Origin of the sequence: Pelagivirga sediminicola (genome assembly GCF_003072125.1) — a bacterium.
GTDB classification, from domain to species: domain Bacteria; phylum Pseudomonadota; class Alphaproteobacteria; order Rhodobacterales; family Rhodobacteraceae; genus Roseovarius; species Roseovarius sediminicola.
On sequence record NZ_QCYH01000001.1, the window covers coordinates 357182 to 381725 of the forward strand.

24 protein-coding genes are annotated in these 24544 nt (G+C 66.6%); 17 read left to right on the forward strand and 7 right to left on the reverse strand.

Annotated elements, in window-relative coordinates:
• Window positions 1-9 precede the first annotated feature (9 nt).
• The 6 genes from DC366_RS01680 to DC366_RS01705 all read right to left on the reverse strand — a co-directional run bounded on the left by DC366_RS01680 (window position 10) and on the right by DC366_RS01705 (window position 7149).
• The gene (locus DC366_RS01680; protein WP_108690441.1) at window positions 10-507 is read right to left on the reverse strand and encodes a (2Fe-2S)-binding protein; all 498 of its coding nucleotides are present in this window, start codon (window positions 505-507) and stop codon (window positions 10-12) included.
• Between the two features lie 193 nt (window positions 508-700).
• Entirely contained in the window at window positions 701-1687 is a 987-nt protein-coding gene (locus DC366_RS01685; protein ID WP_108690442.1) for a molybdopterin-binding protein, read from the reverse strand.
• Entirely contained in the window at window positions 1684-2649 is a 966-nt protein-coding gene (locus tag DC366_RS01690; protein ID WP_108690809.1) for an XdhC family protein, read from the reverse strand. The genes DC366_RS01685 and DC366_RS01690 overlap by 4 nt, the downstream gene beginning before the upstream one ends.
• Before the next feature lie 98 nt (window positions 2650-2747).
• Window positions 2748-4787, reverse strand: coding sequence for an OmpA family protein (locus DC366_RS01695; RefSeq protein WP_133176156.1), 2040 nt, complete (start codon window positions 4785-4787; stop codon window positions 2748-2750).
• 128 nt (window positions 4788-4915) lie between these two features.
• Window positions 4916-6181, reverse strand: coding sequence for a vWA domain-containing protein (locus DC366_RS01700; protein WP_108690444.1), 1266 nt, complete (start codon window positions 6179-6181; stop codon window positions 4916-4918).
• A 59-nt stretch (window positions 6182-6240) separates the two neighbouring features.
• A complete protein-coding gene (locus tag DC366_RS01705) occupies window positions 6241-7149 on the reverse strand; it encodes an AAA family ATPase (protein WP_108690810.1) in 909 nt (302 codons plus the stop codon).
• Between the two features lie 163 nt (window positions 7150-7312).
• Between DC366_RS01705 and DC366_RS01710 the strand changes: the two genes are divergently transcribed.
• From DC366_RS01710 to DC366_RS01790, 17 genes are all read left to right on the forward strand, one after another.
• A complete protein-coding gene (locus DC366_RS01710) occupies window positions 7313-8293 on the forward strand; it encodes a phosphoadenosine phosphosulfate reductase (RefSeq protein WP_108690445.1) in 981 nt (326 codons plus the stop codon).
• Between the two features lie 69 nt (window positions 8294-8362).
• Complete coding sequence (gene pyrC, locus DC366_RS01715; protein WP_108690446.1) at window positions 8363-9409, forward strand: dihydroorotase; 1047 nt, start codon at window positions 8363-8365, stop codon at window positions 9407-9409.
• Between the two features lie 50 nt (window positions 9410-9459).
• Window positions 9460-10134 carry an orotate phosphoribosyltransferase gene (locus tag DC366_RS01720; protein ID WP_108690447.1) on the forward strand — a complete coding sequence of 225 codons (675 nt, stop codon included), beginning with the start codon at window positions 9460-9462 and terminating at the stop codon, window positions 10132-10134.
• A gap of 213 nt (window positions 10135-10347) precedes the next feature.
• On the forward strand, window positions 10348-11862 hold the full coding sequence (locus DC366_RS01725; protein ID WP_108690448.1) for a replicative DNA helicase: 1515 nt from the start codon (window positions 10348-10350) through the stop codon (window positions 11860-11862).
• 133 nt (window positions 11863-11995) lie between these two features.
• Window positions 11996-13033, forward strand: coding sequence for an alanine racemase (gene alr, locus DC366_RS01730; RefSeq protein WP_108690449.1), 1038 nt, complete (start codon window positions 11996-11998; stop codon window positions 13031-13033).
• Window positions 13030-13815, forward strand: a complete 786-nt coding sequence (locus tag DC366_RS01735; protein ID WP_108690450.1) for an MlaE family ABC transporter permease — start codon at window positions 13030-13032, stop codon at window positions 13813-13815. Before alr ends, DC366_RS01735 begins: the two co-directional genes overlap by 4 nt.
• Window positions 13812-14558 carry an ABC transporter ATP-binding protein gene (locus DC366_RS01740; protein WP_108690451.1) on the forward strand — a complete coding sequence of 249 codons (747 nt, stop codon included), beginning with the start codon at window positions 13812-13814 and terminating at the stop codon, window positions 14556-14558. The genes DC366_RS01735 and DC366_RS01740 overlap by 4 nt, the downstream gene beginning before the upstream one ends.
• A gap of 11 nt (window positions 14559-14569) precedes the next feature.
• A complete protein-coding gene (locus DC366_RS01745) occupies window positions 14570-15034 on the forward strand; it encodes an MOSC domain-containing protein (protein ID WP_108690452.1) in 465 nt (154 codons plus the stop codon).
• Between the two features lie 39 nt (window positions 15035-15073).
• Window positions 15074-16441, forward strand: coding sequence for a DNA repair protein RadA (gene radA / locus DC366_RS01750; protein WP_108690453.1), 1368 nt, complete (start codon window positions 15074-15076; stop codon window positions 16439-16441).
• 21 nt (window positions 16442-16462) lie between these two features.
• A complete protein-coding gene (locus DC366_RS01755) occupies window positions 16463-17074 on the forward strand; it encodes a CvpA family protein (protein ID WP_108690454.1) in 612 nt (203 codons plus the stop codon).
• Between the two features lie 5 nt (window positions 17075-17079).
• Window positions 17080-17526 (forward strand): DMT family transporter, encoded by a 447-nt coding sequence (locus DC366_RS01760; protein WP_108690455.1) that lies wholly within the window; start codon window positions 17080-17082, stop codon window positions 17524-17526.
• Between the two features lie 105 nt (window positions 17527-17631).
• Complete coding sequence (gene purF, locus DC366_RS01765; protein WP_108690811.1) at window positions 17632-19110, forward strand: amidophosphoribosyltransferase; 1479 nt, start codon at window positions 17632-17634, stop codon at window positions 19108-19110.
• A gap of 109 nt (window positions 19111-19219) precedes the next feature.
• Window positions 19220-19936: a hypothetical protein gene (locus tag DC366_RS19605; RefSeq protein WP_133176157.1), complete on the forward strand. Its 717-nt coding sequence runs from the start codon at window positions 19220-19222 to the stop codon at window positions 19934-19936.
• A gap of 205 nt (window positions 19937-20141) precedes the next feature.
• Window positions 20142-20780: an SDR family NAD(P)-dependent oxidoreductase gene (locus DC366_RS01775; RefSeq protein ID WP_108690457.1), complete on the forward strand. Its 639-nt coding sequence runs from the start codon at window positions 20142-20144 to the stop codon at window positions 20778-20780.
• A 60-nt stretch (window positions 20781-20840) separates the two neighbouring features.
• Window positions 20841-21623, forward strand: a complete 783-nt coding sequence (gene surE / locus DC366_RS01780; RefSeq protein ID WP_108690458.1) for a 5'/3'-nucleotidase SurE — start codon at window positions 20841-20843, stop codon at window positions 21621-21623.
• Window positions 21620-22279, forward strand: a complete 660-nt coding sequence (locus DC366_RS01785; RefSeq protein ID WP_108690459.1) for a protein-L-isoaspartate(D-aspartate) O-methyltransferase — start codon at window positions 21620-21622, stop codon at window positions 22277-22279. The genes surE and DC366_RS01785 overlap by 4 nt, the downstream gene beginning before the upstream one ends.
• 64 nt (window positions 22280-22343) lie before the next feature.
• Window positions 22344-23552 (forward strand): peptidoglycan DD-metalloendopeptidase family protein, encoded by a 1209-nt coding sequence (locus tag DC366_RS01790; protein WP_243405003.1) that lies wholly within the window; start codon window positions 22344-22346, stop codon window positions 23550-23552.
• Window positions 23553-23641: 89 nt separating this feature from the next.
• On the opposite strand, the gene DC366_RS01795 is transcribed toward DC366_RS01790, so the two are convergent.
• Window positions 23642-24514: an NAD(P)-dependent oxidoreductase gene (locus tag DC366_RS01795; protein ID WP_108690460.1), complete on the reverse strand. Its 873-nt coding sequence runs from the start codon at window positions 24512-24514 to the stop codon at window positions 23642-23644.
• Between the last annotated feature and the right edge of the window lie 30 nt (window positions 24515-24544).

Here is a 24544-nt window from a genome sequence, read left to right on the forward strand (position 1 = left end):
TCTGCGGCGCTACTCGGCGGCGATGCCGCCTGCGATGCCGCTCACGTCCTGGCCACTGGCGGCGAGGATCGCCTTGACGATGTTGTGATAGCCGGTGCAGCGGCAGATATTGCCTTGCAGATAGCTGCGCACCTCGGCCTCGGTCGGCTTGGGGTTGTCCTTGAGCAGGGCGGAGGCGCTCATCACCATGCCCGGCGTGCAGAAGCCGCATTGCAGGCCGTGGTAATCCTGAAACGCCTGCTGGATCGTGTTCAGCGTGCCGTCGGGGGCCGCCTGCCCCTCGATTGTGTCCACCGTGGCGCCCGCGGCCTCGGCGGCGAACATGGTGCAGGATTTGACCGCCTTGCCGTCCACATGCACCACGCAGGCGCCGCATTGGCTGGTGTCGCAGCCCACATGGGTGCCGGTCAGGCCCAGCGTTTCGCGCAAAAACTCGACCAGCAGCGTCCGGCCCTCGATTTCGCCTTTGGCTGCCTGACCATTCACGGTCATGCTGACGTGTGGCATCTTCTCCTCCCCGAGTGATTTTATTTTTTGATCCCGATCCGAGTTAAGCACGGGTTCAGGCACTTGGGAAGCCACCAATTGAGAAGCGTGAATGAGGTTGCCCGGCGCGGCGGCGCGCCTGCTCGGTGGAAATGCTGCAAATTCACAGCGCGCATTGCGCGCCGACCCTAAAGGCTTTCCGGCTGAAGTAGGCTCAGCGCCCCCGGCGCGGCATCGGGCGGGTCGGGATCTCCTTCAGCAACCCGCCCACGCCCATTCCGGCGATATCGACCGCGCTGACCTCGATGCCGCAGATAACGCGCGAGAGCACCCAGTCGGCGCCGTTCAGGCTGGGCGCGCGGGCGCAGCCCGGCAGGCCGATCACGGGGCGCGGGCCCAGATGCCCCAGAAACAGCAGGTTGCCCGGATCGACCGGCATTCCGAAGCGGATGACATGCCCGCCTGCCTGCCGCAGCGCCGCAGGCCCGGTGTCATGGCTGTCGGAGGTGGCCGAAGCCGTCAGGATCAACACCAGATCGCCCGGCGCGCGCTGCAAGGCGGCGGCCATGGCGCCCGGCTCGTGCGGGACGCGGATCACGTCCGCGAGGTCGGTTTGCAACGCCTCCAGCCTTGCGGCAATGGCGGCAACGCCCTTGTCACCGGCCCCGGCGGCGGTTTCCGTCACGATCAGGCTGGCGCTGGCCAGTTGCGGCGCGGCCAGACGCACGGCGCCGCGCGCGGCGGCGCAGGCGGCGGAAATGGCCGCCTCCGGCACCGCGTAGGAGATGATCTTGACCGTGGCGATCATGCCGCCGCGGCGCATCTGCTGCATATCCGGAACGGTGGCGATGGTGATCATCGGATCGCTGCCGTTCGCCGCGTGGATCGCCGCCGCATCCAGTTGCACCACGCCCGGCCCGTCGGCAATCAGGTTGACCCGCCCGGTGCCCGGCGCGCCCAGCCTGATACCAGGCGCACCGTCCGCCAGCGCCTCGGCCAGATGCCGGGCTGCGTCATCCTCGCCAACGTCGCCGTCTTCCAGCCGCGCGACAGTCACCTCGGAAAGGCCCGCGCCGCGCAGCTGGTCCAGATGCTCGGGCTCCAGCAGCAGCCCCTTGCGCAGACGCCCGCCCGGCACCGCGACCGAATGGGCCAGGATTGCGCCCGCCGCCTCCGCCAGCGGAACCGGACCGAAGATCATGCCCCCTGCCTCAGAACCTGCGTCATCTGCGCAAGGATGCTGAGCGCGATTTCCGACGGACCGGCCGCGCCGATATTCAGCCCGACAGGGCCATGGATCCGCGCCAGATCGGCCGGCGAAAACCCCGCCTCGCCCATCCGGTCCAGACGCTTGGCATGCGTGCGGGTCGAGCCGAGCGCGCCGATATAGAAGACATCGCTGCGCAGCGCCTCGGCGAGGGCGGGATCGTCCAGCTTGGGATCATGCGTCAGCAGCACCAGCGCGCTGCGCCCATCAAGGCCCAGCGCACGGACCGCGTCATCGGGCCAGTCGTCCAGCAGCGTCTCGCCCGGAAAGCGCGCCTCGGAGGCGAAGGCGGCGCGCGGGTCGATGATCACCGGATCATACCCGACAACGCGCGCCATCGGCACCAGCGCCTGCGCGATGTGCACAGCGCCGACGACGATCAGGCGCAGGGGCGGGTTGTGGATGGCCACGAAGGTCTGGCCGTCCTCCTCGAACCCCGACCGGTCCATGCGAAAGCGGTCGTCGTGACCGGACAGCTCCAGCCGCGGCGCGGCGCCGGGCGCGGTGATCAGCGCCGCGGGCTGTCGGGCGGCGCGGGCGGCAACCAGATCTTCCAGCATCTCGGCGGGCAAGGCGCTGCCGACGGGCTGCACCATGACGCGGATCGTGCCGCCGCAGGCCAGCCCGACAGCGAAGGCATCCGCGTCATTCACGCCATATTCCAGCATCCGAAGGCCGCCATCACCGATGGCCTCCAGCGCCTCGGCGACGACTGCGCCCTCGACGCAGCCGCCCGAGACCGATCCGGCCATCTCGCCGCTGCCCGACACGGCCAGCATCGCACCCACCCGACGCGGCGCGCTGCCCCATGTCTGCACCACGGTGGCCAGTGCGGCCCCCTGCCCCGCGCGGTGCCAGTCAAGGGCGGCGCGGGGTATATCGTCCAGCTTTGCCATGAAAAAACCCTCCGCCTGCAGTATGAGGCGGAGGGCGGTGACACTCAATGCAAATTCCCCGGCGGCGCGGCGTTGCGACGCCGCCGGGGGGTGATGCCTCAGCGCGCGGCCAGAAGCGGCGTGATGTTGCGCACCGCGCCGCGGCGGTTGGCGCGCACGTCTCCGGCCTGCCGGATCCGCAGATCGGATTCGCCATAGCCCTGCACGATCATGTTGGCAGGCGGCACGTCGAAATACTCGGTCAGCGCCAGCGCCACCGATTCCGCGCGCCGGTCCGACAGGGCCAGGTTATAGCTGGCGTCGCCTACCGTGTCGGTATGCCCCTCGATCAGGAACACCTGCGACGGATCGTCATCGATCTGGGCCTTCATCGCGCGGCCCAGATCGGCCAGATCCTGCGCCTCGTCTGCTTCGATCACCGCCGAGCCGGTGCGGAAATTGATCGCATCGAGCGCGATCACCGGCACCAGATGGCGCACCTTGTCGATCCGCCGGATCTGGTTGAGCGAGAAGCTGCGGTCGGGCAGCGTTTCGTTCTTGGCACTGAGCGCGGCGCGCAAGCCATCCACATCGGAGGTGCTGTAGTCATAATTGCGCTCGCGCGCGGCGGGGCGCAGATTGCTGACATCGACGCGCTCGAAGTCGCGCGTGTCGTCGAACAGCACCACCTCGCGCCCGTCGGGCAGGATGCGTGTGCGGCGCAGGACGCGCCCGTCCGCCGCGCGGATCGTCACGGTCGAGGAATTGTCCGGCGCGACCACCTCGGTGCGGGTGGAGCCATCGTTGTAGGTCTGGGTCGCCACGTTGCTGCCCGGCTGGCGCAGCAGCGTGTCGTCATCCTTGATGATGCGATACTGCCCGTTCGGATCGCGCACAACAGCCCGGTCGCCGGTGTTCGAGACGACCTCGCCGCCGTTATCCAGCATCTTGCCGACCGCATAGGCCCCAAGGCCCGCAGCGGCAACGATGCCGACCGCCTTCAGCAGCTTGTCGGTGTCCTTCGAGGCGCCTTGGGCGGCCGGAGCGGCGGCCTGCTGGCCGCTGGCGGTGGTCGAGAATTCTTCGTTCGAGGCGCGCGCCTGATCTTCGGTCACGGTGCCTTCCTCGGTCTCGACAACCTCGCCGTCGCCATCCGCTGCGGCGGCAGCCGGGACGGCGGTTTCTTCCTCGACGGCTTCGGCCTGCTCCTCGGCGCTCACTTCGGGCACTTCCAGCGCCTCGGCATCTTCTGCCGCGCCTTCGGTGTCCGCGGCCTCTGTGCCCTCCGTGACGGCGTCATCGGCTGCGGGCTCTTGCGCGTCGTCAGAAGTGGCATTCTCGGCTGGCTGCTCTTCGGCGTCGGCAGCTTCAGCTTCAGAGCCCTCGGTGGCCTGCTCCTCGGCAGCGACCGCGTCATCCGCCGCCTGCTCCTCGGCTGCGTCAGCCTCTTCGGCGGCCTCGTACTCTGCCTCAGCGGCTGCCGCATCTTCGGCGGCCTGCTGATCGGCTTCGGCAGCAGCAGCGTCCTCGGCAGCTTGTTCCTCGGCTTCGGCTTCTGCAGCGGCATCATCTTCTGCAGCCTGCTCCTCGGCTTCAGCGGCGTCCTCAGCAGCTTGCTGCTCCGCTTCGGCTTCCGCAGCGTCGTCCGCAGCCTGCTGCTCGGCTTCAGCAGCCGCAGCATCTTCGGCGGCCTGTTGCTCGGCTTCGGCAGCGGCGGCATCCTCGGCGGCCTGCTGCTCTGCCTCGGCAGCAGCATCTTCGGCGGCTTGCTGTTCGGCTTCGGCCGCATCCTCGGCGGCTTGTTGCTCTGCCTCGGCAGCGGCGGCATCCTCGGCGGCCTGCTGCTCGGCTTCAGCGGCGGCAGCATCTTCAGCAGCAGCGGCATCCTCCGCGGCTTGTTCCTCAGCCTCGGCAGCGGCCTCGGCGGCTTGTTGCTCGGCTTCGGCAGCAGCGGCATCCACGTCCTCTGCAGCGGAATCGAGCGCGTCATTCACCACGTCCACGGCATCCTTGGTCGCGTCGTTTTGTGCCAGTCGCAACATCTGCGGCGGCTCGGACGCGCTGGTGACGGGCCCGCGCGACGCGGCGCCGGGAATGGGTGCGGCCGCGTTCAGCACAAGCGCCAAAGCGGTAGTCGAAGTAAGCCAGTTGCGACGCATGTCAGTACTCCTGTGTCATTGCATGAATTGCGCAGCACGCATGGCGGCACTGCGCAAAAAACAGATCTTCAGGACTGCAAACGCGCGGCGGGCAGGTTTGTTCCGGCCCATGTGAGTGTCGGCAAGGATCAGCGCGCCGCCATCAGCCGCGTCTTCTCGGCGGGGTTCAGCGGCGCGGCGAAGGCGGCGGCCAGATCCTCGATCGAGGCGACCGAATGGCAGGCCATCAACGCATCCACATGCGGCAGCATCGCCGCGATGCCCTGCGCCTTGGGCGCGAAGCCGTCCCAGCGCAAGAGCGGGTTGAGCCAGATCAGGCGCCGCGCGGTCAGGTGCAGCCGCTCGATCTGCGCGGCAAGATGCGCGGGCGCGCCCCGGTCCAGCCCGTCTGTGATCAGCAGCACCACGGCGCCCTGCCCCAGCACGCGGCGGGACCAGTCGCGGTTGAACGCCTCCAGACAATCGCCGATCCGCGTGCCGCCCTCCCAGTCCTGCACCTCGCGCCCGGCGGCGGCGAGCGCGGCGTCAACGTCGCGCGTGTCCAGATGCCGGGTGATGTTGCTGAGCCGCGTGCCGAAGGTGAAGGCATGCACCCGCCCCCAGCCGCCCCTGCGGTCCGCGCCGCGGCTGTTGGCGACGGCGTGGACGAAATGCAGCACCATGCGGCTGTACTGGCTCATCGAGCCGGAGATGTCGCACAGCACCACCAGATCCGGCGCGCGGGGCTTGTGCGTGCGGCGCGCAAGCTGAGTGATCTCGCCGTCCCGGCGCATGGCAAGGCGCATGGTGGCGCGCGCATCGATGAGCCTGCCGCGCGCGTCAGGGGTCATCCGCCGCGACAGCATGGGTGGCACCGGCAATGTGAGGCGCGACAGCATGCGCTTGGCCTGCGCGATCTCATCCGTGCCCATCTGCTCGAAATCGAGACTGCGCAGCCGTTCGCGCGCCGAGGCGGTGGCGCTGGCGTCGATCTCCAGCAGGCTGTCCTCGTCCTTTGTGTCCGGCAATTGGGGCATCGGCGCCTGCGCGCCGTCCAGCAGCGCCTCGGCGGCGCGCTTTTCGGCGGGTTTGGCCGCGGGGCTCTCGTTCAGGCCGCGCATGGTGGGCAAAAGCATGCCCATCATATGCTCTAGAAAGCGCGGATCGCGCCAATAAAGGCGGAAAATCTGCGCAAAGACGGCCCGGTGCTCGGGGCGCGTCACGCAAAGCGCGTGCAGCGTCCAGTAAAAATCGCGCTTGGAGGTAAAGCCCACATCGGCCACGGCGCGCACGGCGTCGATCACGCGGCCCGGCCCGACGGGCAGGCCCGCACGCCGCAGGGCGCGGATGAAATGGGCGATGTTCTGCGCCAGTTTCGGATCATCCGGAAGATCGAGGTCTGGGTATTCGTGCATATGTCGCGCCGGGGGGTTCTACCGCCGGCTCCCCAAAGTATTTGCGCCAAGATGAAGCCTCATGCCGGTGGCAGGGCCGCGCGAGCCTGATCAAGAATGCGCGCGGCCTCGCTGCCCTGCATTTTCGCGATATCGTCCTGATATTTCAGCAAGGCGCCCAGCGTGTCGGCCACCACCTGCGGGCTGAGCGTGACCGCATCGAGCGCCAGGAGGCACTTGGCCCAGTCGATGGTTTCGGCAACGCCGGGTTTCTTGAACAGATCCTCGGTGCGCAGGGCCTGCACGAAGGCCACGACCTCGCGGCTGAGCGTCCGGGACAGCTCCGGCGCGCGGGCGCTCAGGATCTCGGCCTCGCGCTCGAAATCGGGGTAGTCGACCCAGGCGTAAAGGCAGCGGCGCTTGAGCGCGTCATGCACCTCGCGCGTGCGGTTCGAGGTGAGGATGACGATGGGAGGCTCGGGCGCCTTGATCGTGCCCAGCTCGGGGATGGTGACCTGAAAATCGCTGAGCGCCTCCAGAAGGAACGCTTCGAAGGGGGCATCGGTGCGGTCCATCTCGTCGATCAGCAGGACCGGCGCGCCGCCGGGCTGGGGCCGCATGGCCTGCAGCAGGGGCCGCTCGATCAGGAATTGTTCGGTAAACAGATGCTGGGTCAGCGCATCGTTGTCCGCGCGCCCGCCCGCCTCGGCCGCGCGCAGGGCGATCATCTGGGCCGCGAAGTTCCATTCGTAGACAGCTGTTGACGCATCCAGCCCCTCGTAGCATTGCAGCCGGATCAGGCGGCGGCCGAGCGCGGCGGCGATCGCCTTGGCGATTTCGGTCTTGCCCGTCCCGGCCTCGCCTTCCAGAAACAGCGGGCGGCCCAGCCTGAGAGACAGGAACAGCGCCGTGGCCAGCGCGCGGCCGCATACATATCCCTGCTGCGACAGCATCTGCTGCACATCGCCAATATCGCCCGGTTGCCTCATGTTCGCGTCCTCGCCGCTGGATCCTTGCGCGGCATCCTGCGGCGGCGCGCCCGATCTGTCCAGCAAACCACACGGATTTTTCAAAGTTTTGCCTGAATTGCCGACTAGTATACACGCGTCGCGACACCCGCCCCCCGGGGCAGCACCTTGAGGACCATCGATCATGCAGGATACCCCGAACACCTTCGATACGCCCCTGTCGGGACTTCCGGGGCGCGAGGCGTGGCTGGACAAGGCCGCCGAGGCCGCAGGCGACGACGGGTATGTGCAGCGGCTGGGCGACCATCATTCGGCCATCTTCATCGAGGACAAGCCCATACTGCTGGTCACGTTCGAGACCCATCAGCGCATCGACAAGCAATCGCCCGATGCCCAGCCGCTGGGCTGGGAGATGGTGCGCGCGCTGGGCTGGTCGCATCTGTGCCTGGTGTCGGACGGCGACACCTGGTTTCGCGACCCGGCGGTCTATGGCTATTTCGACCGGCTGATCGACGACGGCTTTTTCGAGGATTTCGAACAGGTCATCTTCTACGGCTCCGGCCCTTGCGGCTATGCCGCCGCGGCCTTTTCCGTGGTGGCGCCCGGCGCCAAGGTGCTGGCGCTGGCGCCGCAAGCGACGCTGGATCCGCGGGTGACCGAGTGGGACGATCGCTACCGGCACATGCGGCGCACGTCCTTCACCGATCGCTATGGCTATGCGCCCGACATGCTGGATGCCGCGTCCGAGGCGTTCATCCTCTACGACCCCGAGAACAAGATGGACGCGATGCATGCCGCGCTTTTCACGCGGCCGGGCGTCACGCGGTTCCGCATGCGCTTCATGGGTTCGAATCTGGAGGCGCGGCTGATGAAGCTGTCGATCCTCTTTCGCATCCTTGCGCAGCTCAGCGCGGGAAAACTGGACCGCGCGGCCTTGGCAAGCCTCTTTCGCGCGCGCCGCTCCGAGGGCGCCTATCAGTTCGCCCTGCTGCAAAAGCTGAAGGCAGGCGAGCGGCACTACCTGACCGTTCTTCTGGCCCGCAAGGTTCTGGAGCAGCGCAATGCGCGCCCCTTCCGCAAGGCGATCGAGGCGGCCTACAAGGTGGCCGAGGATCAGGGGCTCTCGATGCCGCCGCCCGCGCCGCAGGAAGATACGGACGATTAAGCCGCGCGCGATGCCATTCACGGCTGCGGCCACTGGCGCCGCGCGCGGGGATTGTGTAAAGCGCCCGGCATGACCCAAATCACATTGCGCACCCCCGACGATTGGCACCTGCACTTGCGCGACGGCGCGATGCTGCGCGCGGTCCTGCCGCAGAGTGCGGCCCATTTCGGGCGCGCGATCATCATGCCCAACCTCGTGCCGCCGGTCGTGACCGGCGCCGATGCCGCCGCCTATCGCAGCCGCATCATCGACGCGCTGCCCGAAGGCGCCGCGTTCACGCCGTTGATGACGCTCTACCTGACCGAGGACACGGATCCCGAAGATGTCGCCGCGGCCCATGCCAGCGGGCTGATCGCGGCGGTCAAGCTCTATCCGGCCGGGGCCACGACGAACTCTGCCAGCGGCGTCGCCGATTTCGCCCGCGTTCAAGGCGTGCTGGAGCGGATGGCAGATATCGGCCTGCCGCTCTGCGTGCATGGCGAAGTGACGGATCCCGCAGTCGATATCTTCGACCGCGAGGCGGTGTTCATCGATCGCGTGCTGGATCCGCTGCGCAAACGCGTGCCGGGGCTGAAAGTGGTGATGGAGCATATCACCACGTCGCAAGGCGTCGACTACGTCAGATCTTGCGACACCGGCCTTGGCGCGACGATCACCACGCATCATCTGGTCATCAACCGCAACCACATTCTCGCCGGGGGCATCCGCCCGCATTACTACTGCCTGCCCGTCGCCAAGCGCGAGGAGCATCGCCTTGCCCTGCGCGCCGCCGCCACCTCGGGCGACGCACGCTTTTTCCTGGGCACCGACAGCGCGCCGCACACGGACCCGGCCAAGCTGCAGCCCTGCGGCTGCGCGGGCTGCTTCACCGCGCCGAACACGCTGCCGATCCTTGCGCATGTCTTCGAGGAGGAGGGCGCGCTTGCGCGGCTGGAGGCGTTCACATCGCTGAACGGGCCCGCCTTCTATGGCCTGCCGCCCAATGAGGGCACGTTGACGCTCGCCCGCGGCGCCCCCGACCTGCCCGGCCATATCGACACCGAAGACGGCCCCGTCACCGTCTTCGATCCCGGATTTACCCTGGATTGGCACGTCAGCGCCCGTTCTTCTTGCTGAAAGTATCCTCGCCGAAGGCGAAACCACCAGCCCGCCACAAGGACCCCCGCATGATCCCCAGCGCCCATCCCCCCGCCGATGAAATCGCCCGCCTCACCGCGCGCATGCTGCTGGAAATCGGCGCGGTCCATTTCAACGCCGAGACGCCCTATATCTATTCCTCCGGCCTGCCCGGCCCGACCTATATCGACTGCCGCAAGCTGATCTCCTATCCGCGCATCCGCAGCACGCTGATGGATTTTCTGGCCGTCACCGTCATGCGGGGCGCAGGCTTCGAGGCGTTCGACAACATCGCCGGCGGCGAGACGGCCGGCATCCCCTTCGCCGCCCTCATGGCCGAGCGGATGGCGCTACCGATGACCTACGTGCGCAAGAAGCCCAAGGGCCACGGGCGCGGCGCGCGGATCGAAGGGACGATGACCGAGGGGCAGCGCGTGCTGCTGGTCGAGGATCTGACCACCGATGGCGGATCGAAAATCGGTTTTGTCGATGCGATCCGCGAGACGGGGGCAAGCTGCGCGCATACGGCCGTGATCTTTTATTACGGCATTTTCCCCGACACCGTTCAGACATTGGGCGATCATGGCGTGACGCTGCATCATCTGTGCACATGGTGGGATGTGCTGGCCGAGGCGCGGGCGCAAGGCACGTTCGACGAGGCGACGCTGCGCGAGGTCGAGGCGTTCCTCAAGGCGCCGCGCGCGTGGCAGGACGCCCGCAGCTGACCGCCGCGCGATTCGCGGGTCTCGGAGCGGCAGCGGCCAGATGACGCAAGCCCGCCCGGCGCGCGGCCGCCTACCGCATGTTGACTTTAACGCCCCGATTGCCGCAATATGTTGCGGACGGATGGCAGGCTCAATCTATCCACAGAAACATACAATTTGCCCTCTCGCCGGGCTTGGCTGTATGACCGGGCCCCGAGCAGACGGGACATTTCGATGAACGAGATCACAACTTTCAACGCCAGCGGAAAAGCTGCCGGAGCCGAAATTCAGGCCGCCGACACGATGCCCCATTCCATCGAGGCAGAGCAGCAATTGTTGGGCGCGATCCTGACCAACAACGACGTCTATGATCGCATCGCCAGCATCATCGGCGCGCAGCATTTCTATGATCCGGTCCATGCCCGCATCTACGAGACCGCCGCCGCGCGGATCGCCAAGAACAACCTCGCCTCGCCCGTCACGCTCAAGGCGTTTCTGGAGGAGGACGAGGGCCTGAAGGAGCTGGGCGGCCCCGCCTATCTGGTAAACCTCGCGGGCGCGGCCATCAGCACCTATGCGGTGCGCGATTACGCGCAGATGATCTATGATCTGGCCATCCGCCGCCAGTTGATCGCACTGGGCCACGACATCGCCGGCAAGGCCGCGCGCATGGATGTGGACAGCGAGCCCAAGGATCAGATCGTCGAGGCCGAGCAGCAGCTTTACAAGCTGAGCGAGCAGGGCCAGACCGAGAGCGGATTTCAAAGCTTTCTCAGGGCGGTAACGGACGCTGTTAATGTCGCCAATGCCGCCTATCAGCGCGAGGGCGGCATGGCCGGCATCTCGACCGGGCTGATCGACATGGACAAGAAACTGGGCGGTCTGCACAAATCCGACCTGCTGATCCTCGCAGGCCGCCCGTCGATGGGCAAGACGTCGCTGGCCACCAACCTTGCCTTCAACATCGCCAAGGCCTATCGGCGCGGCACCTTGCCCGACGGCACCGAAGGGTCGGTCGAGGGCGGCGTCGTCGGCTTTTATTCGCTGGAGATGAGCGCCGAGCAGCTGGCCGCGCGCGTTCTGTCGGAGGCGTCCGAAGTGCCCTCCGAGCAGATCCGCCGCGGCGACATGACCGAGGGCGAATTCCGACGCTTTGTCGATGCCGCCAAGCAGCTGGAATCCTGCCCGCTTTACATCGACGACACGCCCGCCCTGCCGATCAGCCAACTGGCGGCGCGCGCCCGGCGCCTCAAGCGGACGCATGGTCTGGATGTGCTCATCATCGACTATCTGCAGCTGGTGCGCGGCACCGGACGAAGCGAGAACCGCGTGAACGAGATCTCCGAGATCACCATGGGCCTCAAGGCCATCGCCAAGGAACTGGACATCCCCGTGATCGCGCTGTCGCAGCTCAGCCGCCAGGTTGAGAACCGCGACGACAAGCGCCCGCAGCTGAGCGATCTGCGCGAGTCAGGCTCGATCGAGCAGGACGCCGATGTGGTGATGTTCGTGTTCCGCGAGGAGTATTACGTGGAGCGCGAGAAACCCTCGGACGACAGGCTGGAGGAAATGGCCGCCTGGCAGGACCGGATGGAGCGCCTGCATGGCAAGGCCGAGGTCATCATCGGCAAGCAGCGCCACGGCCCCATCGGATCCATCGAGCTCAGCTTCGAGGGGCGCTTCACGCGCTTTGGCAACCTCGTTCAGCCATGGCAGAACGGCGGGGGCGGCGGCGAGCAGGAATTCTGATGCCTGCCGCGACCCTTGCGGCCAAGCGCCGGAAAATTCGCCGAATTTTCCCCGCACCGCCGAAAGCCATGGTTATGAGGGCGGGCGGCGCTTTGGGCTTGACGCCGCGCGCGCCCATGTCAAAACCCCTGCCATGAGCACCGCGACCCTGACAATCGATCTCTCCGCGCTGACCGCCAACTGGTCGGCGCTTGCTGCCATGGGCCGCGCCGAGGCCGGCGCCGTGGTCAAGGCCGACGCCTACGGGCTCGGCGCCGCGCGCGTGGGCCGTGCGCTGGCCAAGGCGGGGGCGCGGACGTTTTTCGTGGCCGTCACCGAAGAGGGTGTCGCGCTGCGGCAGGCCCTTGGCGACGGGCCGGTGATCTACATCCTGTCGGGCCACATGGCCGGGGATGCGGACATGCTGAGCGATATGGATCTGACACCCATCCTCAATTCGCTCGACCAGATGATTCGCCATCTGGAGGCATTGCCGGGTCATCCCTTCGGATTGCAGCTCGACACCGGCATGAACCGGCTGGGCATGGAGCCCAGCGAATGGGCCGCCGTGCGCGACATCGCGCTGGCGCAGGGCCCGCAGATCATCATCAGCCATCTGGCCTGCGCCGAGGACCGTGATGAGGCGATGAACACCGATCAGTTGTCGCTGTTCCGCCAGATGACCGCCGGGCTGGACTGCCCGCTGAGCCTGGCCAACACGGGCGGGATCGTGCTGGACCGGGCATATCATTTCGACGTCACGCGCCCCGGCATCGGCATGTATGGCGGGCGCACCTTTCCGCAGGCGCAACCCGTGGTGACGCTGGACATGCCGGTGATCCAATGCCGCGATGTCGCCCCCGGCGAGGCGGTGGGATACAGCCGCGCCTGGATCGCCGAGCGGCCCAGCCGCATCGCCACGCTCAGCGCCGGCTATGCCGATGGCATCCTGCGCTGCCTTGGAAACCGCGCCGCCGTCTGGGCCGAGGACACGCCCTGCCCCATCGTGGGCCGCATTTCGATGGATCTGATCGGCGTGGACATCACCGATCTGGGCCATGATCCCAAATCGGTTGCCCTGCTCGGCCCGCATCAGGGCATCGATGTGGTCGGCGATGCGGCCGGCACCATCGGATACGAGATCCTGACCTCGCTGGGGGCGCGCTATACCCGCCGGTATCTGGGCGGATGAGCTTTGTTTCCGGACTTCTGGCCGCGATCGGCCGCCAGCTGTTCGCGGTGCTGGCCGGGATCGGGCGGGTCACGCTTTACGCGGCGCGGACGGTCTCGCACCTGATCCGGCCGCCGTTTTACATGCGCGAATTCGGCCATGCGCTGGTTCAGATCGGGTGGCTGTCGCTGCCGGTCGTCGGGCTGACCGCGCTTTTCACCGGCGGCGCGCTGGCGTTGCAGATCTATGCCGGCGGCGCGCGGTTCAACGCGGAAACCGTCGTGCCCTCGATCGTCGCCATCGGCCTGACGCGCGAGCTGGGCCCGGTGCTGGGCGGGCTGATGGTGGCGGCGCGCGTCGCCTCATCGATCGCCGCCGAGATCGGCACGATGAAAGTGACCGAGCAGATCGACGCTCTGACCACGCTTTCCACAAATCCGATGAAATACCTCACCCTGCCCCGCGTTCTGGCCGCCACGCTGGCAGTGCCGCTGCTGGTCGGCGTGGGCGACGTGATCGGCATCATGGGCGGATTTTTGGTGGGTGTCGGCCGGCTCGATTTCAACGCCGCGACCTATCTGCACAACACGCTGGATTTCCTTGAGGTCTGGGACGTGCTTAGCGGCATGGTCAAGGGCAGCGTCTTTGGCTTCATCGTCGCGCTGATGGGGTGCTATTACGGCATGAATTCGGGCCGCGGCGCGCAGGGCGTGGGCCGCGCGACCAAGGCGGCGGTCGTCACCTCGTCGGTGCTGATCCTGGCCAGCAACTATATCCTGACAGAGGTGTTCTTCTCAGCATGATTACCCTGACGGACGTGCGCAAATCCTTTGGCGGCAACCATGTGCTGCGCGGCGTCGATCTGGTGCTGGAGGGCGGCTCGTCCATGGTGATCATCGGCGGGTCGGGCACGGGCAAGTCGATCCTGCTGAAATCCATTCTGGGGCTGGTCAGGCCGGATTCGGGCACCATCACGCTGGATGGCAAGGACGTCACGCGCGGCGATCGCGATGCGTTCCTTGCGCGGTTCGGGATGCTGTTCCAGGGCGCTGCGCTGTTCGATTCGCTGCCCGTCTGGCAGAACGTCGCCTTCCGCCTGCAGCGCGGCGCGGCGAAGCGCCCCGCCAAAGAGGCGCGCGAGATCGCCATCGAGAAGCTGCGCCGCGTCGGCCTGACGCCGGACGCCGCCGACAAGTTCCCCGTCGAGCTGTCGGGCGGCATGCAAAAGCGTGTCGGCCTTGCCCGCGCGATTGCCGCCGAGCCCGAGATCATCTTTTTCGACGAGCCGACGACGGGCCTCGATCCGATCATGTCGGGCGTGATCAACGATCTGATCCGCGAAATCGTGGTGGAAATGGGCGCGACCGCGATGACCATCACCCATGACATGAGCTCGGTGCGCGCCATCGCGGACAATGTGGCCATGCTGCATGACGGCGTGATCCAGTGGACGGGACCGGTGGGCGATATGGATGCGTCGGATGATCCATATCTGGACCAGTTCATCCATGGCCGCGCCGAGGGGCCGATTGAGGCAGTGCGCTGAAGGGGGCGGTTATGTGGCACGGATCGCTGGTTCATATTCATATCGCACCCAAGGGCCGCGCGCCGATGCAGGCATTGGACAGCGCCCGCCTGATCGCCGGCGAGGGCATCGAGGGCGACCGCTATGCCACGGGCCTTGGTCATTACTCGAACTTCCCCGATATCCGCGAGGTGACGCTGATCGAGGAGGAAACGCTGATCGCCCTGCAGCGCGACCACGACATATCGCTGACCCCGGACGCGCATCGCCGCAACCTCACCACCCGCGCCGTGCCGCTGAACCATCTGGTCGGGCGCCGGTTTCGCGTGGGCGCGACCATATTGGAGGGCGGGCGCCTGAATACGCCTTGCCGCTATCTGGACCTCGTCACCGGCAAAGCCGTCTGCGATCTGCTGGAGCATCGCTCGGGCCTCAACTGCCGGATCATCGAGGGCGGCACGATCCGGCCGGGCGACATCGTTCAGCCGCTCACATAGCGTTTGACGCCCCTGCCCGCTTGGGGCATCAGGCACCCCATGGCGAAAAACCAACCGACATTCACCTGCACGGCCTGCGGCGCCGCTCATACCAAGTGGTCCGGGCGCTGCGATGCGTGCGGTGCGTGGAACACCATCCAGGAGGATGAGGGCCTCAGCGCCGGGCCCGCCGCCAACTCGCTGGGCGCCAGGCGCGGCGCCGGCATGACCCTGACGGACCTTTCGGCCAAGGAGGCGCCGCCGCCGCGCACCTCGTCCGGCATGGACGAGCTGGACCGCGTGCTGGGCGGCGGGCTGGTGCCCGCGTCGGCCATTCTGGTGGGCGGCGATCCGGGCATCGGCAAATCGACGCTGCTCTTGCAGGCCGCCGCCAGCTTCGCGGGCCAGGGGCTCAAGACGATCTATGTCTCGGGCGAGGAGGCCAGCGCGCAGGTGCGCATGCGGGGCGCGCGGCTGGGGCTGTCGGACGCCAATGTCAAACTGGCCGCCGAGACCAACCTGCGCGACATCCTGACAACGATGGAGGCGGAAAAGCCCGACCTCGTGATCATCGATTCGATCCAGACCATGTGGCTGGACACCATCGGCAGCGCGCCGGGCAGCGTTTCACAGGTGCGCGCCGCCGCCCATGAGCTGACCAGTTTCGCCAAGCGCAAGGGCGTGAGCGTGGTGCTCGTGGGCCATGTCACCAAGGACGGGCAGATCGCCGGGCCGCGCGTGGTCGAGCATATGGTCGACACCGTGCTGTATTTCGAGGGCGAGCGCGGGCACCAGTTTCGCATCCTGCGCGCGGTCAAGAACCGCTTTGGCCCCGCCGACGAGATCGGCGTGTTCGAGATGACCGGCGCCGGGCTGGCGCAGGTGACGAACCCCTCGGCGCTGTTTCTGTCCGAGCGGGGCAAGCCCTCGCCCGGATCGGTCGTCTTCTCGGGGATCGAGGGCACGCGCCCCGTGCTGGTGGAACTGCAGGCGCTGGTTGCGCCCTCGCCCCATTCACAGCCGCGCCGCGCGGTCGTCGGCTGGGACGGCGCGCGGCTGGCGATGATCCTCGCGGTGCTCGAATCGCGGGTGGGAATCCCGTTTGCGGGGCTCGACGTCTATCTGAACGTCGCGGGCGGCATGAAGATCAGCGAGCCGGCCGCCGATCTGGCCGTGGCCGCCGCGCTTTTGTCTGCGCGGGAAGACGCCGCCCTGCCCGCCGACACGGTGATTTTCGGCGAAATCAGCCTGTCGGGCGCCCTGCGTCCGGTGGGCCAGACCGAAAACAGGTTGAAAGAAGCCCGAAAACTTGGTTTTACCAGCGCAATCATCCCCGAAGGCGGCAAGCCCGGCGGGAAAACCGGGCTGAAGCTGACGCGTGCGGCAGATCTGATCGGCTTTGTGGGCGACACATTTGGCGCAGGTTAGCGCGTAGGGATCGAGGCGGACATGGACGGCTTTACCATCATCGACGGCGTTGTGGCGCTGGTTATCGTTCTGTCGGCGCTGCTGGCCTATAGCCGCGGCTTCGTGCGCGAGGCGCTGGCGATCGCGGGCTGGATCGTGGCGGGCATCATCGCCTTCATCTTTGCGCCGCAGCTGGAGCCGCTGGTCAAGGAAATCCCCGTCGTGGGCGATTTCATCGCCGACAGTTGCGAGCTGAGCATGATCGCGGCCTTCGCCATCGTCTTTGCCGTCGCGCTGATCGTCGCGTCGCTGATCGTGCCGCTGTTTTCGTCGCTGGTGCAGCGCTCGGCGCTTGGCGGTGTCGATCAGGGGCTGGGCTTTGTCTTTGGCGTGGCGCGCGGCATCCTCTTGGTGGCCATCGCCTATTTCGTCTACGAGACGGTCGTGACCTCGCAGCAGATCCAGATGGTCGATGACAGCCGCTCGGCACGCGTGTTCCAGCGCATGACCGGCAAGATCGAGGACGGCAACCCCGAGCAGGCCCTCGGCTGGATCACCCGCCAGTACGAAGCGCTGGTCGGCAGCTGCGATGCGCCCGACGGCACGGCGATCACCCCCGCCGCCCCCGCAACACCGGACGCCGCGGCCGAGTGATCGGCATGGGCAACCAGATCCTTGCCGCATCGGTGCTGATGGCCATCGCCGGTGGCATGGTCGCCAGTCAGGCGCCCATAAACGCGGCCCTTGGGCGCGGCATCGCCAGCCCGATCGGCGCCGCGACGCTGTCCTTCGGGGTCGGTTTCGTGATCCTCGTTGTGGCGACATTGCTGATGGGCGACGGGCCAAACCTTTTGCGGGTGACGAAAGTGCCCGTCTGGATGCTGATCGGCGGCGCGCTGGGGGCGGTCTATGTGGTGGCCGCGCTCTGGAGCGTGCCCAAGCTGGGCGTGCTGACCACGACGACGCTGATGATCTTCGGCCAGATGGGCGCGGCGCTGCTGCTGGACCATCTGGGCGCGTTCGGCGTGGCGCAGAGCAGCATCAGCCCGATGCGCATCTTGTCGGCCGGGCTGGTTGCGGTCGGCGTGATCCTGTCGCGCTGGTAGGGCGAAGAACACTTCTGCGCGATCATGCAGTGACATGCGGGCACACAAACCTTATGTGTGGCGCAACTGGGAAATCGGATTCGGAGACGCCCCTTGGCCAAGATCATGCCTGCCGCCCACCCCTTTGACACCTCGTACCTGCGCGATGCGACCGACGGCGACAAGCTGAAGGAGGAATGCGGCGTCTTTGGCGTGATCGGCGTGCCCGAAGCGGCCAATTTCGTCGCGCTCGGCCTGCATGCGTTGCAGCATCGCGGGCAGGAGGCCGGCGGCATCGTCAGCTATGACGCGGGCACCGGCTTCAACAGCCAGCGGCGGTTTGGCTATGTGCGCGACAATTTCACCAAGCAAAGCCTGATGGAGACGCTTCCCGGCGAGCTGTCCATCGGGCATGTGCGCTATTCCACATCCGGCGGCAAGGCCCCGGTGCTGCGCGATGTGCAGCCGTTTTTCGGCGAATTCTCGATGGGCGGCGCGGCGATCGCGCATAATGGCAACATCACCAACGCCGTCGCCCTGCGCCGCGAGCTGATCGAGCGCGGCAGCATCTTTCAGAGCAATTCGGACACCGAATGCATCATCCACCTGATGGCCCGCTCGATGCAGCGCACCATTCCCGAGCGGATGGAAGACGCCCTGCGCCGGGTCGAGGGCGCGTTCTCCATCGTCGCGATGACGCGCACCAAGCTGATCGGCGTGCGCGATCCCCTGGGCGTGCGCCCTCTGGTGCTGGGCCAGCTGGGCGGCGGCTATGTGCTCAGCTCCGAGACCTGCGCGCTGGACATCATCGGCGCCAAATACGTGCGCGAGATCGAACCCGGCGAGCTGGTGATGATCACCGCGCAGGGCGTCGAGAGCCATTTTCCCTTCCGCCGCCAGAAGCCGCGCTTCTGCATTTTCGAGCATGTCTATTTCAGCCGCCCCGACAGCATCATCGGCTCGCGCAGCGTCTATGAGACGCGTCGCCAGATCGGGGTCGAGCTGGCCAAGGAAAGCCCCGTCGACGCCGATCTTGTCTGCCCGGTGCCGGATTCGGGCGTGCCCGCCGCCATCGGCTACAGCCAGGAATCGGGCATCCCCTATGCGATGGGGATCATCCGCAACCAGTATATGGGCCGCACCTTCATCGAGCCGACGGACCAGATCCGCAACATGGGCGTGCGCCTGAAACTGAACGTCAACCGCGCGCTCATTCAGGGCAAGCGCGTGATCCTCGTCGATGACAGCGTCGTGCGCGGCACCACCAGCCGCAAGATCCGCGAGATGATCCTGGACGCCGGCGCCGCCGAGGTGCATTTCCGCATCGCCTCCCCGCCCACCGCATGGCCCTGCTTTTACGGCGTCGACACCCCCCAGCGCGAGAAACTGCTGGCCGCGACGATGTCCGAGGAGGAAATGCGCGAACATCTGGCCGTGGACAGCCTCAAGTTCATCTCGCTCGACGGACTTTATCGCGCGGTCGGCGAGACATCGGGCCGCGACGACAGCAGCCCGCAATATTGCGACGCGTGTTTTTCGGGCGAGTATCCGGTGAAGCCGTCGGACCAGATCGAACAGGGGTTCGAGCTGAAGGCGGCGGAGTAGGCGCGGGGCTTGCGCTTTGGGGTCGACGCGCAAACGGCAACCAAGATCAGGACAGCGCGTTGAATAGCGTTGCTTCGCTATGTCGGGCAAAGTGAGTTTGATGGGGAATATGTTTCAGAAACTGGCCGTGATGGCATCTGCGCTTTGGGCCGCGCCATCTTGTGCGGACAGCGCCACTGAAAACCTTTTGAATGACTTGCTGGATTTATCGCAGCATGCCTTGGTTGACCCGGAAAACACGGATTTGCGACTCCTTGAATTTGTCGAGGGGGCAGAAATCATTTCCGTGGCGGACACCAAAGGGTGGCCTTTGCGAATTGATGATCCGTATGGGGTTCAATTTACTTTTGATGCTCCATTTCAAAGCGCCGTGGAACCTGAAGTATTCAGTTTCAATTGCATCAGATTTGGGGAGGTTGCATACAACCGCTTTTCCGAAGTCGGGCTTGTCGAACAAGACGTATTTGATGATACAAATCCCCATTTTAGGTCGCTCGATGTGGCTGGGGCAGCTGATCTGCCTGATGCATGGCCGGAAAACACGGTCGCAAAGCTTTCATGTCTGGGAACCCATTTCAAAGCAGACGGCAAATCGCCACTGCCCACAGATGGTTTGCGAGCGTTTTTTGACAAATTCAAAACTGAAGACGACGTTTCACAGCAAGGCGGGCCGACGATGATCGTAGCAGATGAAACCTATCTTTTCGAATTGCGATCCGGCATCGACTATCCCAGCCATCGCATTACGAATTTGCGGGTTGAATCTCCTGACCCGATGTTCACGTCAATTTTGGTTCAGGGCTATCTGCTCCACTCCTCAAGTTAAGCTGTCAGACCTCCAAGACCCATGGGAGGCGGTCAGAGAGCTTGCGGCGTCAAGCGCGCTGCGCTCCAGGCAGGCCAACCCGTTTTCTTCGATTGAAAATGACTGATAGCGAGCCCACCCAGCGCCACACCGATCCGCTCATACGCGGCCCCGGCGCCGGACGACCCCTCTTGACGCCGCGCGCCATCACGTCCAAATCGCGACCATGACACAAGTTGCCCTCATCACCGGCGCCTCGCGCGGCCTTGGTGCCGCCCTCGCCGAAGAGCTGGCCGCGACATATCATGTCGTGGCCGTCGCGCGCACCACCGGCGCGCTGGAAGAGCTGGACGACCGCATTCAGGCGGCGGGCCATTCGGCCACGCTGGCGCCGATGGACATCACCAACCCCGACGCGATGGCGCAGCTGTGCCGCAGCATCCATGACCGCTGGGGCAGCGTCGCGATCTGGGCGCATACGGCGGTTCACGCCGCCCCCCTGACCCCCGCGATGACGCTGGACGCGCGCGACTGGGACAAATCGGTGGCCACGAACGTGACGGCGACGGGGCATCTGATCCCCTATATCGCGCCGCTTCTGGGCGAGGCCGGACAGGCGATGTTCTTTGAGGATTTCAAGGCGGGCGAGAAATTTCTGGGCGCCTATGGCGCCACCAAGGCCGCGCAGATCGCGCTCGCGCGCTCGTGGCAGGCCGAAAGTGCGCGCCACGGGCCGAAGGTGCATATCGTCAGCCCCGGCCCCATGGCCACGGCGACGCGCGCGCGCTTCTATCCCGGCGAGGACCGTGCCGCACTGGCCAGTCCGCAAGATGAGGCGCGCCGCCTGATCGGCCTGCTGGGATAGCCGCTTGCCGCTGCCTGCCGCTCCGTTTAGACAGGAGCGACAAGGCTGGAGGGCGGAAACTTGCGCATACTCATCACCAATGACGACGGCATCAATGCGCCGGGGTTGCAGGTGCTTCAGGAAATCGCGGACGCACTGGCCGGCGATGATGGCGAGGTCTGGTGCGTGGCCCCCGCCTTCGAGCAATCGGGCGTCGGTCACGCCATTTCCTATACCCAGCCGATGATGGTCAGCGAGCTGTCCACACGCCGATTTGCCGTGCAGGGCAGCCCCGCCGATTGCGTTCTGGCCGGGCTTTACGACATCCTCAAGGGCCGTGCGCCGGATCTGGTCCTGTCGGGCGTGAACCGGGGCAACAACGCCGCCGAAAACGCGGTCTATTCCGGCACGCTGGGCGCCGCGATGGAGGCCGCGTTGCAAGGCATTCCCGCCATCGCGCTCAGCCAGTTCTACGGGCCGGGCAACCGCGATCTGGATGACACGTTCGACGCGGCGCGCGGGCATGGCCTGAATACGGTGCAGCGCCTGCTGGACAAGGGCGTCTGGACGCGCGACGATTACGGAATTTTCTACAACGTCAACTTTCCGCCCGTCGCCGCCACCGGGGTCAAGGGCATCCGCGCGGCGCGTCAGGGCTTTCGCCGCGACATGGGCTTTGGCGTGGAGCCGCATATCTCGCCTTCCGGCCGACGGTTCCTGTGGGTCACGGGCGCGGGTCAGCAGCAGCCGACCAGCCCCGGCTCGGACGCCGCCGTCAATCTGGACGGCTATATCTCGGTCACGCCGATGCGCGCCGACCTCACCGCCCACGACATGCTGGAGCCGCTGAAAGCCATCGAATGAACGACGAAGATCCCGATATCGCCGAACGCAAGATGCAGTTCCTCTTTGCCCTGCGCTCGAAGGGGATCACGGATGCGCGCGTGCTGACGGCGATGGAAAAGATCGACCGTGGCCCGTTCATCCGCGGGTATTTCTCGGGCCGCGCCTATGAGGACATGCCGCTGCCCATCGCCTGCGGCCAGACGATCAGCCAGCCGTCGGTCGTGGCGCTGATGACGCAGGCGCTGAAGCTGAACGCGCGGCACAAGGTGCTGGAGGTGGGCACCGGCAGCGGCTATCAGGCCGCGATCCTCAGCCTGCTGGTGCGCCGGGTCTATACGGTGGACCGCCACAAGCGACTGGTTCAGGATGCCAGCGCGATCTTTCGCGCGCTCGATCTGACCAACATCACGGCGCTGACCGCCGATGGCAGCTTCGGTCTGCCCGATCAGGCGCCGTTCGACCGCATCCTCGTGACGGCGGCGGCAGAGGATCCGCCCGGCCCGCTCTTGGCGCAGCTCAAAATCGGCGGTATCATGGTGGTTCCGGTGGGCCAGTCCGATACGGTTCAGCGGCTGATCCGCGTGACGCGGCACGAGACCGGCTTTGACTATGACGAGCTGCGCCCGGTGCGCTTCGTCCCGCTGGTCGAGGGGCTGGGCCGCGATACCGCATGAGCGAGCAAAGATTCAGGACCAAAGCCCCGACGCATATGGGGCAAAGCATGAGGACAGGACCGAAATGAGCAGCACTCAACGCCCCGCCGCGGACCGCCGCCCGCGCGCCCGTATCATGACCCTGATGGCCGGAACCTGCGTGCTGGCGCTTGGCGCCTGCGGTGACGGCATGGATCTGGATCTGCGCGGTCCCATCGGCGGCGGGCTGAACACCTCGGATGCCGCGCGCGCCGCGACCGCCGACAGGCCCAAACCCGATGCGCGCGGCATCATCTCCTATCCCACCTACCAGGTTGCGGTCGCGCAGCGCGGTGACACGCTGGGCAAGCTGGCCACGCGCATCGGCGTCAGCGCGCAGGAGCTGGCCCGCTATAACGGCATCGGGATCGACGACAGCCTGCGCCAGGGCGAGGTGATCGCCCTGCCCGGCCGCGTCGCCGAACCTGCGGGCGGGCCGATCACGCCGGGCGGGCGCGACATCACCTCGATCGCCGGCGCGGCCATCGACAGCGCCGGCGCCAGCCAGATCGAGACCAGCACGCTGGCCCCTGCCGCGGGCCAGAGCCAGGCCGGCGCCGAGCCTGTGCGCCACCGCGTCGAGCGCGGCGAGACCGCCTATACCATCGCCCGCCTTTACAACGTGCCGGTGCGCAGCCTTGCGGACTGGAACGGTCTGGGGGCCGATTTTGCCGTGCGCGAGGGGCAGTTCCTGATCATCCCCGTTGCCGCGCAGCGCAGCGCGGCGGCCGCCCCGCCCGAACCTGCAACGCAGCTGCCCGGCGCCGGATCGCCCACGCCCGAGCCTCCCAGCGCGGCCAAGCCGCTGCCGCCCGAGGATACCGTTCCCGCCGCCACCGCCCGCCAGGAAAAGCCCAAGGAAGCGCCCGATCTGGGCAAGCAGCAGACCACCTCGGCGCCCAAGGCGCGGATGAGCTATCCGGTGCGCGGCGACATCGTGCGCCCCTTCTCCAAGGGCAAGAATGACGGCATCGACATCGCTGCCAGCGCAGGCACCGCCGTCAAGGCCGCCGATGCCGGCACCGTGGCCGCCATCACCAAGGACACCAAGGGCACGCCGATCATCGTGGTCAAGCATTCGGGCAACCTGCTGACGGTTTATTCCAACGTCGACAACGTCGCGGTCAAGACCGGCGACAGCGTCGCGCGCGGCCAGACCCTGGCCAAGATCCCGTCCAGCGGCCCGGCAGCGGTCCATTTCGAGGTGCGCAACGGCTTTGACAGCCTCGATCCGGTGCCCTACCTGACCGAGTAAGCAGGCGCGCCGCTGGCCGGCACGCAAACCGGGCGCGCCGCCTGCCAGCCGCGCGCCCGTTGTCCTCGACCCCAGATGCGCGGGCCGGGTCAGCCGATCTTGCGCAACCGCTTGAACAGGCTGGAGGTATCCCACCGCCTGCCGCCCATCTTCTGCACGTCCTTGTAGAACTGATCGACCAGCGCCGTGACCGGCAGCGACGCGCCATTCTCATCAGCCGTCTTCAGGCAGATCCCCAGATCCTTGCGCATCCAGTCGACGGCAAAGCCATGCTCGAACTCGTCCTTCAGCATCGTCTCGTGGCGGTTCTCCATCTGCCAGCTGCCGGCCGCGCCCTGAGAGATCACCTCGACCACCGCGCGCCCGTCCAGCCCGGCCTTTTCGGCGAAATGCAGCGCCTCGCTGAGGCCCTGCACCAGACCGGCGATGGCGATCTGGTTGCACATCTTGGTCATCTGCCCCGCGCCCGGCGCGCCGATCCGGCGGCAGAGCTTGGCATAGACCTGCATCACCGGCTCGGCCGCCTCATAGCTCGGCAGATCTCCGCCGCACATGATGGACAGCTGGCCGTTTTCCGCCCCCGCCTGCCCGCCCGAAACGGGCGCATCGACAAAATGCAGTCCTGCCTTTGACGCAGCCTCATGAAGCTCGGCGGTGACGGCGGCGGAGACGGTGGTGTGGTCCACGAAAATCGCGCCCTCGGCCATGCCGGCAAAGGCGCCGTCCGCGCCCAGGCAGACACTGCGCAGATCGTCGTCATTGCCCACGCAGGCCATGACGAATTCGGCGCCCGCCGCGGCCTCGCGCGGGGTGGGCGCGCTGGCGCCGCCATGCTTGGCCACCCATTTGTCCGCTTTCGCGCCCGTGCGGTTATAGACCGTCACATCGTGGCCCGCCGCGGCCAGATGCCCCGCCATGGGATAGCCCATCACGCCCAGTCCCAGAAATGCCAGTTTCGCCATATCGTCCTCCCGTTCACATTGCCGACGGGG